The sequence below is a fragment of the Streptomyces sp. NPDC017936 genome, from assembly GCF_044328485.1.
Taxonomy (GTDB): Bacteria; Actinomycetota; Actinomycetes; order Streptomycetales; family Streptomycetaceae; genus Streptomyces.
Genome location: NZ_JBIRHK010000009.1, coordinates 109,560 through 127,147 on the forward strand (window position 1 = coordinate 109,560; position 17,588 = coordinate 127,147).

15 protein-coding genes are annotated in these 17,588 nt (G+C 75.3%); 7 read left to right on the forward strand and 8 right to left on the reverse strand.

The window, feature by feature from the left end; all coding sequences use genetic code 11:
• Positions 1-316: 316 nt before the first annotated feature.
• Positions 317-1,681 carry a cryptochrome/photolyase family protein gene (locus ACH4F6_RS20360; RefSeq protein ID WP_397961639.1) on the forward strand — a complete coding sequence of 455 codons (1,365 nt, stop codon included), beginning with the start codon at positions 317-319 and terminating at the stop codon, positions 1,679-1,681.
• A 374-nt stretch (positions 1,682-2,055) separates the two neighbouring features.
• Here ACH4F6_RS20360 and ACH4F6_RS20365 read toward each other — a convergent pair whose 3' ends face one another.
• Positions 2,056-2,964: a LysR family transcriptional regulator gene (locus ACH4F6_RS20365; RefSeq protein ID WP_397961640.1), complete on the reverse strand. Its 909-nt coding sequence runs from the start codon at positions 2,962-2,964 to the stop codon at positions 2,056-2,058.
• 172 nt (positions 2,965-3,136) lie between these two features.
• Between ACH4F6_RS20365 and ACH4F6_RS20370 the strand changes: the two genes are divergently transcribed.
• Positions 3,137-3,832 carry a type 1 glutamine amidotransferase domain-containing protein gene (locus tag ACH4F6_RS20370; RefSeq protein WP_397961641.1) on the forward strand — a complete coding sequence of 232 codons (696 nt, stop codon included), beginning with the start codon at positions 3,137-3,139 and terminating at the stop codon, positions 3,830-3,832.
• Positions 3,833-3,955: 123 nt separating this feature from the next.
• On the opposite strand, the gene ACH4F6_RS20375 is transcribed toward ACH4F6_RS20370, so the two are convergent.
• A complete protein-coding gene (locus ACH4F6_RS20375) occupies positions 3,956-5,047 on the reverse strand; it encodes a MerR family transcriptional regulator (RefSeq protein WP_397961642.1) in 1,092 nt (363 codons plus the stop codon).
• A 127-nt stretch (positions 5,048-5,174) separates the two neighbouring features.
• On the opposite strand from ACH4F6_RS20375, the gene ACH4F6_RS20380 reads away from it, so the two are divergent.
• A complete protein-coding gene (locus ACH4F6_RS20380) occupies positions 5,175-5,792 on the forward strand; it encodes a sigma-70 family RNA polymerase sigma factor (protein ID WP_397961643.1) in 618 nt (205 codons plus the stop codon).
• Between the two features lie 458 nt (positions 5,793-6,250).
• On the opposite strand, the gene ACH4F6_RS20385 is transcribed toward ACH4F6_RS20380, so the two are convergent.
• From ACH4F6_RS20385 to ACH4F6_RS20405, 5 genes are all read right to left on the reverse strand, one after another.
• Positions 6,251-6,889, reverse strand: coding sequence for a response regulator (locus ACH4F6_RS20385; RefSeq protein ID WP_397961644.1), 639 nt, complete (start codon positions 6,887-6,889; stop codon positions 6,251-6,253).
• A complete protein-coding gene (locus ACH4F6_RS20390) occupies positions 6,886-8,094 on the reverse strand; it encodes a sensor histidine kinase (RefSeq protein ID WP_397961645.1) in 1,209 nt (402 codons plus the stop codon). The genes ACH4F6_RS20385 and ACH4F6_RS20390 overlap by 4 nt, the downstream gene beginning before the upstream one ends.
• Positions 8,095-8,099: 5 nt before the next feature.
• Positions 8,100-10,298 carry an MMPL family transporter gene (locus ACH4F6_RS20395; protein WP_397961646.1) on the reverse strand — a complete coding sequence of 733 codons (2,199 nt, stop codon included), beginning with the start codon at positions 10,296-10,298 and terminating at the stop codon, positions 8,100-8,102.
• 147 nt (positions 10,299-10,445) lie between these two features.
• A complete protein-coding gene (locus tag ACH4F6_RS20400) occupies positions 10,446-11,222 on the reverse strand; it encodes a GNAT family N-acetyltransferase (protein WP_397961647.1) in 777 nt (258 codons plus the stop codon).
• A 41-nt stretch (positions 11,223-11,263) separates the two neighbouring features.
• A complete protein-coding gene (locus tag ACH4F6_RS20405; protein ID WP_397961648.1) occupies positions 11,264-11,650 on the reverse strand; it encodes a MerR family transcriptional regulator in 387 nt (128 codons plus the stop codon).
• Between the two features lie 58 nt (positions 11,651-11,708).
• Here ACH4F6_RS20405 and ACH4F6_RS20410 point away from each other — a divergent pair, with 58 nt between their 5' ends.
• Complete coding sequence (locus ACH4F6_RS20410) at positions 11,709-12,908, forward strand: MFS transporter (protein WP_397961649.1); 1,200 nt, start codon at positions 11,709-11,711, stop codon at positions 12,906-12,908.
• Positions 12,909-12,950: 42 nt separating this feature from the next.
• Positions 12,951-13,424, forward strand: a complete 474-nt coding sequence (locus tag ACH4F6_RS20415; protein ID WP_397961650.1) for a nucleoside deaminase — start codon at positions 12,951-12,953, stop codon at positions 13,422-13,424.
• Between the two features lie 64 nt (positions 13,425-13,488).
• On the opposite strand, the gene ACH4F6_RS20420 is transcribed toward ACH4F6_RS20415, so the two are convergent.
• Positions 13,489-14,187, reverse strand: a complete 699-nt coding sequence (locus tag ACH4F6_RS20420; protein ID WP_397961651.1) for a chaplin family protein — start codon at positions 14,185-14,187, stop codon at positions 13,489-13,491.
• 271 nt (positions 14,188-14,458) lie between these two features.
• Here ACH4F6_RS20420 and ACH4F6_RS20425 point away from each other — a divergent pair, with 271 nt between their 5' ends.
• Positions 14,459-16,057: an alpha/beta fold hydrolase gene (locus ACH4F6_RS20425; protein ID WP_397961652.1), complete on the forward strand. Its 1,599-nt coding sequence runs from the start codon at positions 14,459-14,461 to the stop codon at positions 16,055-16,057.
• On the forward strand, positions 16,058-17,548 hold the full coding sequence (locus ACH4F6_RS20430) for a glutamate synthase-related protein (RefSeq protein WP_397961653.1): 1,491 nt from the start codon (positions 16,058-16,060) through the stop codon (positions 17,546-17,548).
• Positions 17,549-17,588 lie beyond the last annotated feature (40 nt).

The following is a 17,588-nucleotide window of genomic DNA, read 5'->3' on the forward strand; positions in this document are numbered from 1 at the left end:
CCGCGCGACCGCCGGGTGCGGGTCCGCGCAACCGCCGGAAGCCTGTCCGCGCGACCGCCGGGTGCCTGTCACGCGCTCGCCGGAGGCTGTCCGCGCATCCGGCGGGTGCGTGTCGCCCGTCCGCCGGAAGCTGTCCGCGCGACCGCCGGGTGCGGGTCCGCGCAACCGCCGGAAGCCTGTCCGCGCGACCGCCGGGTGCCTGTCACGCGCTCGCCGGAGGCTGTCCGCGCGACCGCCGGGTGCGTGTCCGCGCATCCGGCGGGTGCGTGTCCGCGGAAGCACCCGGTGGCCCCTCGTTCCCTCCGGAGTCAGCGTCATGAACGTCTCGGTCGTCCTGTTCACCTCCGATCTGCGTCTGCACGACCATCCGCCGCTCAGCGCGGCCCTGGAGGGCGCCCGCGAGGTGGTGCCGCTGTTCGTGCGCGACCGGGGCGTGGACGCCGCCGGGTTCGCGGCCCCCAACCGGCTGGCGTTCCTCGCCGACTGCCTGCGGGACCTCGACGCGGGACTGCGGGCGCGCGGCGGGCGGCTCGTCGTCCGCTCCGGTGACCCGGTCGAGGAGGTGTGCCGGGCGGCCGGCGAGGCGGGCGCCGACGAGGTGCACCTGGCGGCGGACGTGAGCGGGTACGCGCAGCACCGGGAGGAGCGGCTGCGGCACGCCCTGGAGGCCGACGGGGTGCGTCTGCACGTCCACGACACGGTGACGACCGCCGTCCCGCCCGGCGCGGTCGCCCCGTCCGCCTCCGACCACTTCGCCGTCTTCACCCCGTACTTCCGGCGCTGGTCGCGGCAGCCGCTGCGGGAGAGGCTCCGGGCACCCCGGACCGTACGCGTGCCGGACGGCGTCGGCTCGGAGGACCTGCCCTCCCACTCGGGCGTGTCCGCGGGGCTCGCGCCGGGCGGCGAGACGGAGGGCCGCCGGCGGCTCACCGCCTGGCTGCGCCGCGGCGTCGGCGCCTACGAGGACCGGCACGACGACCTGGCGGGCGACGCCACCTCCCGGCTCTCGCCGCACCTGCACTTCGGCACCCTCTCCCCCGTCGAACTCGTCCACCGGGCACGCGCCGTGGACGGTCCCGGCGCCGAGGCGTTCGTACGGCAGCTCGCCTGGCGCGACTTCCACCGCCAGTTGCTGGCGGCCCGCCCGGACGCCTCGCGCGCGGACTACCGTCCCCGGCACGACCGCTGGCGCACGGAGCGGACGGCCGGGGCCGACATCGCGGCGTGGCGCGAGGGGCGTACCGGCTACCCGGTGGTGGACGCCGCGATGCGGCAGCTGCGCCACGAGGGCTGGATGCACAACCGGGGCCGGCTGCTGACCGCGAGCTTCCTCACCAAGACCTTGTACGTCGACTGGCGGATCGGCGCCCGGCACTTCCTGGAGCTGCTGGTCGACGGGGACCTGGCCAACAACCAGCTCAACTGGCAGTGGGTCGCGGGAACCGGCGCCGACACCCGGCCCAACCGGGTCCTCAACCCCGTGGTCCAGGCGAAGCGGTACGACCCGGACGGGGCGTACGTCCGGCGCTGGGTGCCCGAGCTGGCGGGGATCGGGGGCGCGGCGGTGCACGAGCCGTGGAAGCTGCGGGGCACGGACCGGGAGGCGGCCGGATACCCGGATCCGGTCGTCGAGCTGTCGGAGGGACTCGCCCGGTTCCGGCGGGCCCGCTCGCGCGAGTGAGGAACGGCCCGGGGAGCGATCGGCACGTCTCCCGCGGCGGGTCCCGGCCGTCCGGCGTTCCCCGGACGGGGCAGCGAGCCTCACGCGGGGGACGTGCGGGCGGCTCGACCGCGGCGGTCACACGGACGACGCGTCCGGCGGGGGGCGTCCCGGCGGTCGTCGAGGGGCGTCAGCACCGGGCGTCCGGCCGTCCCCGGAGGAACGGTCCCGCGGGCGCCGGGCGGGCCGGGCCCCGGGGAGGCGGCGGGCCGGCACGGTGCGCCGAGTGCGGCCCGCCCGCCGGCCGGGCCGGGGCACTCCGGGGCGGGCGGCGGGCGGGTCCAGGAGTCGTCGCTGCCGGGCGGGGCCGGGGCGTGCGGCGGGCCGGCAGCGCGTCACCAGGACCGGCCCGCCCCCAGCAGCAGGTCGCGGACGCGGGGGACGTCCGGGTTGTCCACGGCGCCGGGCCGCTGGACGAGGAAGCCGGTGTTGATCGGCGGGTCCTCCGGCTCGTGCAGGGCGACGAGGGCGCCCGAGGACAGCTCGTCCAGGCAGAGGTAGCGGGGCAGGACGGTGAAGCCCGCGCCGGCCACGACCGCGGCCAGCACTCCGCGCAGGTCGGGCACGGTCACGGCGGCGGGGCTCGACAGCCGCCGTCCGAAGACGTGCCGCCAGTAGCGGCGGGCGATCGGCAGGTCCTCCGCGTACGTGACCAGCGGGACGGGGTGCAGGGCCGCGGGCAGCTCGGCGGCCGGCCGGCCCCGGAGGCGTTCGGCCCACACCGGCGCGGCGACCAGCACGAACTCCTCGTCCGTCAGGGGCGCGGAGATCAGGGTGCGGCCGCGCGGGCGGGTCGTGGCGATGACGAGGTCGTGCCGCCCGGCCCGCAGTTCGTCGAGCAGCGGGTCGGTCAGCCCGGTCGCCACGCGCAGCCGGACGCCGTCGGCCACCAGCGGCGCCAGGACGGGCAGGACCCGGGCGCACAGGAGTTCGGCGGGCCCCGCGAGGTGCACCGGGCCGGCGCGGCCCGCCGGCGCCGGGTCCGGGCCGGCGACCGTGGCGAGCTCGTCCAGCGGGGCGGCGATCCGGGCCGCCAGTTCGTCGGCGACGGCGGTGGGAGCGACACCGCGCGGGAGCCGCTCGAAGAGTTCCCGGCCGGCCTGCCGCTCCAGGGCGCGCATCTGGGTCGTCACCGTCGGCTGGGACAGACCGAGCAGGTGGGCCGCGCCGGTGAACGAGCCCGAGCGGTACACGGCGAGGAAGGTGCGTAGCAGGTTCAGGTCCAGGTGTCGGTCGTGCTCCACCCGGCCCAGTATTCCCTTCCTGCCATTGCCTTTCCAATGCCGGACATCGGAACGGCCATTGGAATCCGGTGGGTCGGCCGCCGTAGGTTCGAGGACGTCGACGAGCTGACGTGCCGCGCACGGATCGTCAGCCGCGACGGACAGCACCCACGCGAACCTCTCGGAGACACACATGGCCAGGATCCTTTTCGTGATGACCGGCGCCGACCACTGGACCCTCGCCGACGGGACGCGGCACGCCACCGGCTTCTGGGCGGAGGAGGCCGTCACCCCGTACGAGGCGTTCCGGGCGGCCGGCCACGAGGTCGTCGTCGCCACGCCCGGCGGGGTCGTCCCGCCGGTGGACAAGGGCAGCCTGGCCGCCGAGGCCAACGGCGGCCAGGAGGGCGCCGACCGGATCGCCGCCGGGCTGGAGGCCATGACGGAGCTGCGCGGCCCGGTACGGCTGGAGGACGTGGACCCCGGCGACTACGCGGCCGTCTTCTACCCCGGCGGGCACGGCCCCATGGAGGACCTGGCGGTCGACGCCGCCTCCGGGCGGGTCCTGGTCGAGACCCTGGAGTCGGGCAAGCCGCTCGGCGTGGTGTGCCACGGCCCCGCCGCCCTGCTGGCGGCGCTGAAGGAGGACGGCACGAACGCCTTCGCGGGCTACCGGGTCGCCGCCTTCACCAACGCCGAGGAGCTCCAGGCGGGACTGGGCGAGAAGGCGAAGTGGCTGCTCCAGGACCGGCTCGCCGAGGCGGGCGTCGACGTCCGGGCCGGCGAGCCGTGGGCGCCGAACGTCGTCGTGGACCGCAACCTGGTCACCGGCCAGAACCCGGCCTCCTCCGCCCCGCTCGCGACCGAGCTGCTCAAGAAGCTGGGCTGATCCCGGACGGGCGCCGGAGAGGCCCGGCGCCCGCTCGGCCCCGCCGCCGGCGCGCGGGTGACGGGCCTCCTCGGCGCGCGGGCCGGCCGACGGCGGCCCGCGCGGTGCTCCCGCGGCGGGACGTCACCCCCCGGGCCACGGACCGTCGGCCGCCGGCACGGACGACGGCGTGGCCGACAGCACCTCCAGCACCTCCAGCGCCTCCCGCAGCCCGCCCGGCCGCGGCATGCCCCGCACGGGACGCCCCGCCCAGCCGGGGCCGCCGAGCACGACCGTCGGTCTGCGCCGTGCGCCGCGCACGCCCCACCGGGTGTCGGCGACGTGCCGGGCGAGCGCCAGGTTCGCCGTGGAGCGCGACTGGGCCCACAGGACCACCGCGGCCGGCCCCAGCCGCCGGACCGCGGCCGTCAGCGCCTCCGCGGGGACGGCGGCGCCGAACATGCGGGTGCGGAGCCCGAGGTGGCTCAGCCCGGCGTTGAGCGCCTCCAGCGGCAGGGTGTGCTGCTCGCCGGGCACGCAGGCCAGTGCCACCGGCCCGGGAGCGCCCGCCCCCTCGTCCGGGGCGGGCAGTCTGGTGGCGCGGCGCAGGGCGGTGGAGACGTGCCAGGACAGCAGGTGCTCGACCTCGACGTACCGGTCGCCGGAAGACTCCCACTTGCGCCCCACGGCGTGCAGGGCCGGCACCATCACCTCCTGCCAGGCGGTGGTCAGCCCGTGCTGTTCGACGGCCTCCTCCAGCCGCGCCTCGACGGCCGGCGCGTCGAGCCGTACGGCGGCTCGGGCCAGCCCCCGGCACTCCTGGCGCACATCGCGGCCCAGCGGGAGCGCACCGGCCGCGCGGGACGGGCCGGCACCGGGAGGTACGGCGCCGGGAGGTACGGCGCCGTACCGCTCGGCACCGGACCGCTCGACGACGGGCTGCACGACGACGGACGGTACGACGACGGGCCGGGGCTCCGGGTGGGTCGCGGACCGCTCCCTCGCCGTCCGCGCCGCCTCGGCGGGCGGCACCCCGGCCGCCGTCAGCCGGCACATCTCCTCGAGCACGGCCACGTCGCCGGGCCGCCAACGGCGGTGCCGGCCGTCGGCGCGCACCGCGGGTCCGATGCCGTACCTGCGGTCCCAGGAACGCAGCGTGGTGGGCGCCACGCCCAGTCGACGGGCCAGGGTGCCGGTCGTCAGGCCGGTGTCGTCCGGGGTCGGCAACTCGCTCATGCCGCGAGCATACGACGCGGAAACGACGCAAGTTGAGCCACCCGGGTGACGGCTCGCACGATCAGGGCACCGGAAACACCCCCGGACGACGCCCGCACCGGGCCGCCCGACGTGAGGAGCCGCCGCCATGAGCCTGCCGTCCAGTGCCCCGGCCCCACCCGTCCCGGCCTCCCCGCACCGGTCCGGCGCCGTCGCGGGGAACCTCGCCGACGAGGACCTGGCGCGCGGTCTCGTCGCGGGCGACGAGGCGTGCCTGGCGGCGGTGTACCGGCGCTGGTCCACGCTGGTGCACACGCTGGCGTGGCGTTCCCTGGGCGACGCGAAGGAGGCCGAGGACGTCACCCAGCAGGTGTTCCTCGGCGTCTGGCGGGGCCACGCGGGCTACCGGCCCGAACGGGGCACGGTCGGCGGCTGGATCGTCGGCATCACCCGGCGCAGGATCGCCGACACCCTCGCCGCCCGCACCCGCCGGCGCGACCTGGTCGACTCGGCCGGATCCGTCCTCACCCTCGCCGACCCGGCGGGCGACCGTCCCGAGACCGTCCTCGACCGGGTCCTGCTGCTCGGCGAACTCGCCCGGCTGCCCGCGCCCCAGCGACGGGTGCTGCGGCTGACCTTCTACGAGGACCTGACCCAGACCCAGATCGCGGCCCGCACCGGCTGGCCCCTGGGCACGGTCAAGAGCCACGCCCGGCGCGGACTGCACCAGCTCCGGCGCCGCCTGGAGCCGGAGGCGCACCGCTGACGCGCGCCCGGACCCGCGGGGCGTCCGGGACCCGTTCGACGCACGAACGCTGCACTCCCGCCACCCAGCCCCTCGCCCTCGGAGAGATTCGGCGCTCCCCGAGGGCGAGGCCCATGACGGAGGGGACGGCGGCCCGGACGCCGGCGCCCTGGTGAACGGCACCGCCGCCGTACGCGTGCTCAGCCGCCGGCGCCGGCCACGGCTCCTGCGACAGCGTCCGGCCGGTCTCCAGCAGCGGCCCGAGGCCGGAGGGCACGCGCGGCCGCAGACGCTCGACCGTGTCGATCCGCCGCTCCGGGGATCCCGTGGAGCGGAACCGGATCGAGGCCCTGCTGCTTCTCCCGCCCCCGTCGCGCCGACACGGCCGGCTCGGCGGCCTTCGCGAAGTCGCCGCTGATCGCATGCCTCACGTGACGCGGACGATCGCCCGCGGTCACCGACGTCCCGGGACAGCACACCTAGGGCCGCCTCAGCAGCCCCCTCTCCATGGCCACCACCACCGCCCTGGTCCGGTCGTTCACGTCGAGCTTGGCGAACAGGCGCAGCAGATGGGTCTTCACCGTGGCTTCGGCGATGACGAGGCGTCTGCCGATCTCGGCGTTGGTGAGTCCGTCGGCCACTGCGGCGAGGACGTCGGTCTCCCGGTCGGTCAGCGGGTCCTGGACGGGCCGCCGCAGCCGCGCGACCAGCTTCTCGGCGACGCGGGGAGCGAGCACCGTCTCGCCGCGCGCCGCAGAGTGGACGGCGTCGACGAGCTGCTCGCGGGTGGTGTCCTTGAGGAGATAGCCGACGGCTCCCGCCTCCACCCCGCGTTCGATCTCCGCGTCGGTGTCGTAGGTCGTCAGGATCAGCACCCGGGTACGCGGATACCGGGCGACGATCTCGGTCGTGGTCGCCACCCCGTCCAGGACGGGCATCCGCAGGTCCACCAGGGCCACGTCGGGGTCGTGCCGCTCGACGAGTCCGAGCGCCGCGCGTCCGTCGCCGGCCTCGCCGACGATCTCGATGCTGTCCTCGCCGGCGAGCAGAGCGACCACTCCGGCCCGCATCACGGTGTGGTCGTCCACCACGACGATGCGCACAGCCCCCTCGCTCATGCCTCGGCCCCGTCGCTCTCGTCCGCCGTGGGGATCGTCGCCAGGATCCGTGTCCCGTCGCCCACCGAACTCGTCACCGTGAGCCTCCCGCCCAGTTCCGCCAGTCGTTTGTGCATGCCGTCGAGCCCGAAGCCCGTCGATTCCTCCGCCACGAACCCCGTCCCGTCGTCGGTGATCTCCAGCTCCACTCCGTACGGCCGCCGGACCAACACCACGCCGACCGTGGACGCCCGCGCGTGCTTGCGCACGTTGGCCAGGGACTCCTGGGTACAGCGCAGCAGGGCGATCCGGGTCTGCTGGTCGCACTCGAGGTCGGCCAGGTCGGCGTCCACGGCGAGCCCGGTGTCCTCCACGAAGCGGTCCAGCGTGCGGCGCAGGGTCCGCGCCACCGAACCGGACACCACCCGGCCCGGGCCGGGCTGTCCCGCCGAGCCGACCAGTTCCCGGGCCTCGGCCAGGTTTTCCCGCGCGGTGGACTCGATCGACCGCAGCTGCTGGGCGCTGCGCCCCGGATCGTCCGCCATTCCCGCTCGTGCCGCCTCCGCGAGCACGATGATCGACGCGAAGCCCTGCGCGAGCGTGTCGTGGATGTCGCGTGCCATGCGTTCCCGCTCGTCCGCCGCGCCCTGCCGCTGGTGCGCCTCGGACAGTTCCGCCTGCGTCCGCTCCAACTCCTCGATCAGCCTGGCCCGTTCGGCGCTCTGCGCGACGACCGAGTGCGCCCACAGACCGATCAGCACGCCCACCGCGACCACGATCAGGACGGACACCATCGTCTCGCCGAAGAACTCCGCCGACCAGCCCTCCCGGACCAGGGCCCCGGTGAGCGTGGCGCCGGCGGCCAGACCGAGGAATCCCATCGAGATCCTCGGGGTCCGCCCGAACATCCAGTAGTGCGGCAGCGTCACCATGAACAGCGCCGCGTAACCGCCGCCCAGGTACGCCAGCCCGCCGAGCGCGAGCACCAGCACCGACAGGTAGACCTGTGGCCGCACGACGGGATTGCCGGGGCGGCGGTCGAGGACCGCGTAGCACAGCACCACGCAGCCCAGCAGCGCGAGTGCCTCGTACGTGCTCCCGCCGGGCGGTGCCGCCGTCACCAGCCCGACGGCCATCGCCCCGAACAGCACCCAGCACACCGTGTTCCACCGGCGCAGTGCCGTGGTCCAGGAGGCGTCGGCCACGGAGTCGGCGAGAGCGGTCATGACGATCACCGTACGTCGACCGTCGGTCGGTCGTCGGCCACTTGCCGCGGAGTCACCGCGGCCCGCACCGCCGGCCGTGAGGGCCACCAGCTGGCCTCACCGAACAGCAGCAGCGCCGAGGGCAGCACCATGATCCGGACGATGAACGCGTCGAGCAGCACGGCCGCCGCGAGGACGAAGCCGATCTGTTTCATCTCGATGATGTGCAGGAAGACGAAACTCACGAACACGGTCGTCATCACCACCGCCGCGCTCGTCACCACGCTCGCCGACCTGCGGATCCCGTCGAGCACGGCCTGCCTCGTGGGCACGCCCGCGAGCACGGCCTCCCTGATCCGGCTCACCACGAACACCTGGTAGTCCATCGAGAGTCCGAAGAGGATCACGAAGAGGAACAGCGGTACGCGGGACCCGACGGAGCCCGTGGAGCGGAAGTCCAGCAGTTCCTCGGCCCAGGTCCCCTGAAAGACCAGGACGAGCAGTCCGAGCGCTGCCGCGGCGGAGAGCAGGTTCAGGACGACACCGATCAGGCCCAGCACCACCGAACGGAACGCGTAGGTGGTCATGGCGAAGGTCACGAGCAGCAACGCCCCGAGGACCAGCGGGAGTTTGTCGTTCTGGTGAGCGGGATAGTCCGTGTACCGAGCGACGTCCCCGCTCACGGCGAACTCCGCTCCGTCGACCCGGCCGACGGTCGCGGGCAGGTGGTCCTCCCGCAGGCTGTCGAGGGAGGCGTACGCCTGGTCGGAGTTTCCCAGGTACGGCACCTTCAGCTCGAGGACGCTGATCCGGTGGTCGGCGGAGGCGCGGACGGGTGCGGCGCCGGCGAACAGCGGGTCCGCGTCGGCGCGGCGGGCCAGCTCGCGCAGGGCCCCGGCGACCTCGCCGGAGCGCGCGGCCGTGGCCCGGACGACGACCTGGTGCGTGACCCGTTGCTCCGGGAACGCCTCGTTGAGCCGGTCGTACACCCGCATGGCGGGGATGTCCCGGGAATGCGTGTCCCGGCTCATCTCCGTGATCTTCAGCCCGGTCAGCGGGGTGATGAGCGCGAGCAGCCCGAGAACCGAGACGCACAGCGTGGCCAGGGGATGCCGGCTCGCCGGCCGCAGCAGCGCGGCCCACACCCGGCCACCGGCTTCGCCTGGCGTCCGGCGCGCGGGCTTCCCGCGGCCGGCCCGGCGCCGCGCCCTGCGCTCCTCTCGCCGGCCCAGTGTGACCAGCAGCGCGGGCAACGCGGTCAGGGAACTGGCCACCGCGACCAGGACGACCACGATCGTGCCGGTGGCCAGCGAGGAGAAGACGACGTCGGAGGCGAGGTACAGCGTCGCCGTGGAGGCCACGACCGCGAGTCCGGAGACCACGACCGCCCGGCCCGAGGTCGCCGCGGCCAGCTCCACCAGTGCCTCGGAGCTCAATCGGCCGCCGGAGCGGGAGCGCTCCTCGCGCTCCCGCTTGAGGTGGAAGAGGGTGTAGTCGACGCCGACCGCGAGCCCGATCATCAGGATGACGTTCGTGCCGACCCCGGCGTCGGGAGAGACGTGCGAGACCACCATCGACAGCCCGACCGCCGCCGCGATCGACGAGAGCGCGAGCAGCAGCGGCACCCCCGCCATGGTCACGGACCCGAAGACGGCCAGCAGCACGACCAGCGTGACGGGCAGCGTGATCTTCTCGGAGAGGGCCAGGTCGTCGCTGCGCTGCCGGTCGACTCCCTTGCTGATGGAGGGACTTCCGGTCTCCTCCAGCAGCAGCCCCGGATACGCCTCCCCCACGGCCCCGGTCTGTTCGGCCAACGCGCCGACCTTCTCCTTGGCGTCGCGCTCCTCGCCCTTCAGGGCCACCTCGACCATGAGGATCCGGCCGTCCGCGGACAGCAGCGGATCGGCCACGTCCGCGACCTCGGGCAGCCGCTCCATCCGGTCGCCGAGTTCCTCGGCGGCGGCTTCGGCCGCGCCCCGGTCGAGGGCGCCCGACCGTGCGGAGATCAGCACCTGCTCGGTGGGCCTGCGCTCCAGCCGCCCCTCGGCGGCCATCGCCTCCGCCCGCCCGGCCTCGCCGACCCGGTAGTCGGCCGTCTTGGCGCTGTTCGTGCCGACTGCGCTGCCGATCCCCAGGCACAGCACCACGAACACGAACCAGCCGACGAGGGCCCGCCAGGGGTGCCGAGCGCTCCGGCGCGCCATGCGCACAGTGAATGAGTTCATGTCCAAGAGCCTTGCTGGCCGGCACAGTCGGCGGACAGAGGCACCCGGTTGAACTTCGGGTCCACCGATCGGTTGACCCGTTCGGACCGAGCCGCGGCGCGCCGTCGTCGCGGTGAGACGGCCGAGCGGGATGCGGAAGAGGGGTCCTCAGGGCGTGTGGACGTACGGCGTCGTCGTGCTCAGTGCCGCGAAACCCAGGCGCTCCAGGATGGGGCGGCTCTGGTCGGAGGCGTCGACCTGGAGGTGGCGGTAGCCGCGCTCGGCGGCCGCGCGGGCGCGGTGGGCGACCAGGGCGCGGTAGATGCCGCGGCCGCGCCAGGCCTCGACGGTGCCTCCGCCCCACAGTCCGGCGAAGTCCGTGCCGGGCACCAGTTCCATCCGCGCCGAGCTCACCGGCTCCTCACCGGCGAGCGCGACGACGGCGACGACGGTGTCCGGGTCGGTGGTGAGGCGGGCGAGCATCCGGTGGCGCAGCAGGGACGCGTCGGTGCCGAAGGCCTTCTCGTGCACGGCGACGACGAGGTCGACGCCCGCCCGGTCGGTGACGGGCACGATGCGGACGCCGTCGGGAAGCGGGGCGTCGCACCGCAGGGCCGTGGTCTCGCCGATCATCAGCGTCTCCTCGGGGCCGGGGGTGAACCCGGCCGCCGCGAGCCGCCGTCCGAGGTCGGCCGGGCGGTCGTGACCGTAGAGCTTCCACTCGAACTCGCGGCCGAGCCGCGTGAAGTACGCGATCTGTTCGGCGATGACCGCGTCGGCGTCCGTCTCCCCGAGACAGGACCAGACGACGCCGTTCCAGCCCTGGGCGGAGGCCACTTGCCGGACCACCTTCCCGGTGCGTTCGACGCGGGCGTCGGGGCCGTCGGGACGGGCGCCCCGGCGCAGGTGACGGTCGTGGAGGGCGAGCACGGCGGCATGGTCCATGCGGTCATGCCACCATCCCCGGCCCGGCGGCAGCAACGCGATTACGCCCCGGGGGACTCCGCCGCGGCCGGCCGCACGGCCGCCAGGTACGCGCTCAGCCGGTCGCGGTTGCGGGCCAGGCAGTCGATGCGGGCCTGGATGCGGTCGAGGTGCGCCTGGAGGAGGGCGGCGGTCTCGGGGGTCAGGCGCTCGGCGGGCAGGAGGATCTCGTCCGGCCCCGAGAGGTAGGGCAGGATCGCCCGGATCATCTCGGTGGTGAGGCCGGAGTCCAGCAGTCCGCGGATCTGCTGCACGTCCCGGACGGCCTCCTCGCCGTAGGAGCGGTAGCCGTTCTCGCCCCGCCCCGGGTGGAGCAGGTCCTGCTCCTCGTAGTAGCGCAGCAGCCGGGTGGGGACGCCGGTGCGGCGGGAGAGTTCACCGATCTTCATACGGGGCTCCGGGGCTGCCCTTGCCTTCACACTGATGCGAACGTCCGAGCATGGTCGCATGTCCACCACATCCTTGGCCAAGGGCACCGTCATGCCCTCGCCCCTGCCCTGGTCGGGGCTGCTCGCCCTGGCCACGGCCGCCTTCGCCGCCGTCGTCACCGAACTGCTGCCCGCCGGTCTGCTGCCCCGCATGGCCCCCGCGCTCGGCGTCCCCGAGTCCCGGGTGGGCTTCCTGGTGACGGGATACGCGGTGGCGTCGTTCGCGGCGGCGATCCCGGTGACCGCCCTGGTGCGCGGCCTGCCCCGGCGCCCGGTGCTCATCGGCACGCTGCTGGCGTTCGCGTCGAGCAACACGGTGGTCGCCGTGTCGTCCTCGTACGGCGTCACGTTCGCCGCGCGGCTGTCGGCCGGGGTGGCGGGCGGCACGCTGTGGGCGATGCTCGCCGGGTACGCGGCGCGGATGGCGCCGGGCGAACGGCGTGGCCGGGCGATCGCGGTGGTGCTGGCCGGCATCACCCTGGCCCTGTCGCTGGGCGTGCCCGCCGGGACGGCGCTGGCCGCGCTCGTCGGCTGGCGGGCGGTGTTCGGGCTGCTGGCCGGGGTGGCGGTGCTGCTCGTGGTCTGGGTGCGCCGGCGGGTCCCGGGCTTTCCCGGCGAGCCCCGCGCCGGCCGCGCCCCGCTCCGGCGGGTCGCCGTGCTCCCCGGGATCCCGCTGATCCTGTCCGTGACGCTGTTCCTGCTGCTGGGCCACCAGGTGATGTACACGTACGCGGCCCCGTTCGCCGCGCACGCGGGGTTCGGCCGCACCGACGTGGTGCTGCTGGTGTTCGGGGCGTCGACGGTCGCCGGGATCTGGGGGACGGGGCTGCTCGTCGACCGGCGTCCCCGGGCCACCCTGCTGGGCGCCCTCGCCCTGTGCGCCGTGGTCATGCTCGCGCTCGGCCGGTACGCCGAGGTCCCCGCCGTGCTGCTGGTCTCGGTCGCCCTGTGGGGGGTGGCCTTCGGCGGGACGCCGACCCTCCTCCAGACGGCCCTGGTCGACGCCTCGGGTCCGGCCGCCGCGGACGTCGCGACCTCGCTGCAGACCACGGTCTACAACGCGGGCATCGCGGGCGGCTCGCTGACCGGCGGTGTCGTCCTGGACGCGAGCGGCGCGGGCGCGCTGCCGTGGGCGGCGCTCCCGCTGGTCGTCCTCGCCCTCACCGCCGTCGCGGTGGGGCGGAGGCACGCCTTCCCCGCGGTGCGGGGTCCAGGCTGACCGCCGAAGATCATCCCGTCGCGAGGAGGACCGCGCACGAGGGTGAAGGACGACGAACTCCCCCACCTGCGCCGGTGTGTCGAGCTGGCCGCCGAGGCGCTGCGAGCCGGGGACGAACCGTTCGGCTCGGTGCTGGTCGGCGGGGACGGCACGGTGCTCGCCGAGGACCACAACCGGGTGGCGTCGGGTGGCCGGACCCGCCACCCCGAGTTCGCCCTGGCCCGCTGGTCGGCGGTCCGGCTGTCGCCCGAGGAGCGGGCGGCGGCCACCGTCTACACGTCCGGCGAGCACTGCCCGATGTGCGCGGCAGCCCACGCCTGGGTGGGCCTCGGCCGCATCGTGTACGTCGCCTCCTGTGCCCAGCTCGCCGGCCGGCCGGCCGAGTGGGGCGTCCCCGCGCCGCCCGTGCGTGCCCTGCCGGTCCAGGAGATCGCGCCCGGGGTGACCGTGGAGGGGCCGGTCCCCGGGCCGGCGGAGGAGGTGCGGGGACTGCACCGGCGGTTCTACGGCGCCTGAGGGCGGGCCGCGGGAGTCGCCCGCCCGGCGACGACCGCGGGACGCCCCCCGCCGGGGGCGCGGATCAGCGCTCCGCGCCCGGCCGGAACCGGCGGTACAGCAGCGCTCCGCCGAGGATCAGCGCCGTGCTGCCCAGGAGGGCGGGGGCGGTGGCGTCGGCTCCCGTGCGGGCCAGGGACGGAGCGTGCGCCACGGGCGCCGTGGCCTCGGGGGCCGGGGCCTGCGGCGCCTTGTCCGGCGGCATGGTCTTCGGGATCGTCGGACCCGGCTCGGACGCGGCGGGCGGGGTGTGCCGCACCGGCGGCTCGGCCGGGTGTGCCGGCTCCTCCTCCGAGATGTTCCCGGACTTGTTGTCGAACGCCGGGTTCAGGATGCCGACGACGTCCAGGCTGTTGCCGGTGGCGTTCACCGGGACGTCGACCGGCACCTGCACCTCGTTGCCGGAGACGGCGCCCGGCGAGTGCGCCGCCTCGCCGTACGCCTTCGCGCCGTGCTTGCCGTGGTCGTCGTGCTGATGGCCCGAGCTCACGTTGGCGCACGTGTTGCCCGCGGCGGGGTTCAGCAAGCCCACCACGTTCACGGTGTTCCCGCACAGGTTCACCGGGAGGTGCACCGGCACCTGGACGTTGTTGCCGGAGATGAAGCCCGGCGAGCCGGCCGCGGTTCCGCTCGCGCCGGAGTCGGCGAACGCGGGCAGCGTCATGGCCATCGCGCCCGAGGCGGCGGCGACGGCGATCACACCGTTTCGGGTAACCCGTCTCATGGGTCCCTGCCTTCCAGACATGGTCGCGGGCGCTCGCCCGCACCCCGTAGAACGCAGACGAACTCGTCCCAGTTATGCCTATTCGGGCTTTCACCCCAACGAGGTGACGCAGTCGAACAAAACGACGCCTGCGCCCCAGGCGCTCGGTACGGGCGCCGCAGGGCGGCCGCGAGGGTGCCTCCGCCGTCCGGAGGCGGCCCCCGCACGGCCCGCCTATCGTGGGCGAAGGCGCCGGTTCGCGGTCCGCTGTGGGGCGCCCCTGGAGGCACTGATGCTGGCCAAGCTGTCGAGGCGGCCTCTGCCGCGGCGCTGCGCGCTCGCCGTGGCCGCCGCACTGACCCTGGTGGGCGCGGGACTGCCCACGGCGGCCGCGGGCACGGACGGTGACCCCGGACCCGGTCTGTCGCGGTTCTACGGACAGAAGGTCGCCTGGACGCGCTGCGAGAGCGACGGGATGCCCCGCGACCTGCAGTGCGGCAAGGTGACCGTCCCGCTCGACTACGCGCGCCCCGGGGCCGGCACCCTCGACCTGGCGCTCGCCCGCTACCGGGCCACCGGCGACCGGCGCGGCTCGGTGGTGCTGAACTTCGGCGGGCCGGGCGGCCCGGGCGTGCCCGAACTGGCGTTCGCCGGCAAGGACTTCCTGGAACTCACCGACGGGTACGACGTGGTCTCCTTCGACCCCCGGGGCGTCGGCCGGTCCTCTCCGGTCAGCTGCGGGGACGGCGAGGACGCCGCCCTCGCCGCCCTCGCCGCCACCCCGGCCGACGTGACCGACCCCCGGCTGCTGCTGGACCGGCTCAAGAAGGCGGCCGCGGCCTGCACGAAGCACTCCGGGCCCGTCCTGCCGCACATAGGGACCGTCGACGCGGCCCGGGACCTGGACGTGATGCGTGCGGCGCTGGGCGACGACAAGCTGAACTTCCTGGGCTTCTCGTACGGCAGCCGGCTCGGCGCGGTGTACGCCGCCCGGTTCCCCGACCGGGTGGGCCGGCTCGTCCTGGACGGCGTCGACACGCTCACCGAGCCGCTGGCGCAGCAGGGCATCGCGAGCGCCCGGGGGCAGCAGGTGGCCCTCGACGACTTCGTCGGCTGGTGCGCCGAGGACATCGCCTGCCCGTTCGGGCAGGACCCGCGCAAGGCCCGGGAGGAGGTCGTACGGCTCGTCCGCTCGCTGGACCGGGACCCGGTGGCGACGGACTTCGGTGAGCCGTTCACCGGGCAGGACCTCGTGGGGGCCATCGGGCAGGGGCTGTACAGCAAGGATCTGTGGCCGTCCCTGGAACGGGCGCTCGCGCAGCTCGTCGAGCACGGGGACACCAGCGGGGTGATGGCGTTCGCGACCGGGGGCCTGGCGCTGCCGTTCCGCGACCCGGGCGGCACCGAGCCCACCGGGGGCCTGGTCGACGAGGAGGACGTCCCCCTCGACAACCTGCCGGCGGCGCTGATGGCGATCAACTGCGCGGACGACCCCGACCGCCCCACCGCCGCGCGGGTCACCGCCGACCTGAAACGGCTGCGCTCCGCCTACGAGGAGGCGTCGCCGGTCTTCGGCCGGTACCGGCTCGTCCAGGTCCTGATGTGCTACGGCCGGCCCAAGGGCACCGACTACATCCGCGACGAGGTGAAGGACCTCGACACGCCGAAGATGCTGCTCGTGGGGACCCGCGGCGACCCGGCGACGCCGTATCGCTGGACCGTCGAGACGGCGCAGCGGCTCGGGCCGTCGGCCGTGGTGCTCGACAACCGCAGCGAGGGCCACACCGGGTACGGCTCGTCCAAGTGCGTGCACCGCAAGGTCGACGACTTCCTGCTGTACGGCTCCCTGCCGTCGAGCGGCAGCTCCTGCGGGGCCGACGAGGACCGCTGAGTGCTCCGGTACCTGACGCTGCTGGTCGTCGTGGTCGCCGCCGCCGGGGCGACGGCCGCCGCCCGCACCGTGTCCCCCTGGTGGTGGTGCGCGGCCGGGCCGCTGCTGGCGTCGGCCGCTCTGGGCTGCCGGGACCTGCTGCAGCGCCGCGACCCGGTGCTGCGGGGGCATCCGCTGACCGGCCGGCTGCGGGGCGGGCCCGCCGCCGTCCGGGACCGCGCCGGGGACGTGGACGTGTCGGCGGGCGGCCACGAGTTCCTCGTGCCGTCCCTGCGTCCGGCCGAGCCGCCGGAGGAACCGCCGGTGGTGCGGGTGGGCGGCCCCGACTGCCGGCAGCCGTACGACATGGCGCTGCTGAACGTGTCCGGGATGAGTTACGGGGCGCTGTCGCCGCGGGCGGTCCTCGCGCTGAACCAGGGCGCGCGGCTGGGGCGCTTCGCCCAGGACACCGGGGAGGGCGGGCTGTCGGAACACCACCTGCGCGGCGGCGGGGACCTGGTCTGGGAGATCGGCACGGGGTACTTCGGCTGCCGGACCGGCGACGGCGGCTTCGACGCGCGGGAGTTCGCGGACAAGGCGGCGCTGCCGGAGGTGAAGTGCGTGTCGCTGAAGCTCTCGCAGGGGGCCGCGCCGGGCGGCGGCGGGGTCCTGCCGGGGGTGAAGGTGAGCGCCGGCGTCGCACGGGAGCGCGGTGTGCCGGTGGGCGGGACGGTGGTGTCGCCGCCGCGCCACCGGGTGTTCTCGACGCCGCGCGAACTGGTGCTGTTCCTGGCGCGGCTGCGGGAGCTGGCGGGCGGCAAGCCGGTCGGCTTCAAGCTGTGCGTGGGATCACGGCGGGAGTTCCTCGCGGTGTGCCGGGCGATGGTCGCGGAGGGGGTGGCGCCGGATTTCGTGGTGGTGGACGGGGCGGAGGGCGGGACCGGCGCCGCGCCGGCGGAGTACGCCGGCCGGCTGGGCATGCCGCTCACGGAGGGGCTGATCACCGTGCACAACGCGCTCGTCGGCGCCGGTCTGCGCGACCGGGTCCGGATCGGGGCGAGCGGGAGGGTCGCCACGGGCCCGGACATCGTCAGGCGCCTGGTCCAGGGCGCCGACTACACCAACTCCGCACGCGCGATGATGCTCGCCCTCGGCTGCGTCGAGGCACGCCGCTGCCACACCGGCGCCTGCCCGGCGGGCATCACGACCCAGGACCCGCTGCGGACGCGCGCCCTGCACGTGACCGAGCGGTCCCGGCGCGTCCACGACTACCAGCGGGCCGCGGTCCGTGGCGCCGTCCGCGTCATGGCGGCGATGGGCGTACGGGAGCCGGGCGGTCTCACCCCCGCCCACCTGGTACGGCGGACGGGGCCGGCGACGCTCCGCTCGTACGCGGAGCTGTACGAGTGGCTGGAGCCGGGCGCGCTGCTCGCCGGGCCGCCCCCGTCGTGGGCGGCGGACTGGAAGGCCGCGGACCCGGACTCGTTCGGCCGGGGCGGCGGGGGGCGGTGACGGTGACCGGCGGGCGGGACGGCGGGGACGGGCCGGGCGG

What these genes read in the sequence shown, in the direction of transcription:
- ACH4F6_RS20395 (WP_397961646.1), bottom strand. Translation starts at nt 10,298, where the DNA reads ATGAACTCATTCACTGTGCGCATGGCGCGCCGGAGCGCTCGGCACCCC.
- ACH4F6_RS20380 (WP_397961643.1), top strand. Translation starts at nt 5,175, where the DNA reads ATGAGCCTGCCGTCCAGTGCCCCGGCCCCACCCGTCCCGGCCTCCCCG.
- ACH4F6_RS20405 (WP_397961648.1), bottom strand. Translation starts at nt 11,650, where the DNA reads ATGAAGATCGGTGAACTCTCCCGCCGCACCGGCGTCCCCACCCGGCTG.
- ACH4F6_RS20370 (WP_397961641.1), top strand. Translation starts at nt 3,137, where the DNA reads ATGGCCAGGATCCTTTTCGTGATGACCGGCGCCGACCACTGGACCCTC.
- ACH4F6_RS20360 (WP_397961639.1), top strand. Translation starts at nt 317, where the DNA reads ATGAACGTCTCGGTCGTCCTGTTCACCTCCGATCTGCGTCTGCACGAC.
- ACH4F6_RS20375 (WP_397961642.1), bottom strand. Translation starts at nt 5,047, where the DNA reads ATGAGCGAGTTGCCGACCCCGGACGACACCGGCCTGACGACCGGCACC.
- ACH4F6_RS20400 (WP_397961647.1), bottom strand. Translation starts at nt 11,222, where the DNA reads ATGGACCATGCCGCCGTGCTCGCCCTCCACGACCGTCACCTGCGCCGG.
- ACH4F6_RS20420 (WP_397961651.1), bottom strand. Translation starts at nt 14,187, where the DNA reads ATGAGACGGGTTACCCGAAACGGTGTGATCGCCGTCGCCGCCGCCTCG.
- ACH4F6_RS20390 (WP_397961645.1), bottom strand. Translation starts at nt 8,094, where the DNA reads ATGACCGCTCTCGCCGACTCCGTGGCCGACGCCTCCTGGACCACGGCA.
- ACH4F6_RS20410 (WP_397961649.1), top strand. Translation starts at nt 11,709, where the DNA reads ATGTCCACCACATCCTTGGCCAAGGGCACCGTCATGCCCTCGCCCCTG.
- ACH4F6_RS20385 (WP_397961644.1), bottom strand. Translation starts at nt 6,889, where the DNA reads ATGAGCGAGGGGGCTGTGCGCATCGTCGTGGTGGACGACCACACCGTG.
- ACH4F6_RS20425 (WP_397961652.1), top strand. Translation starts at nt 14,459, where the DNA reads ATGCTGGCCAAGCTGTCGAGGCGGCCTCTGCCGCGGCGCTGCGCGCTC.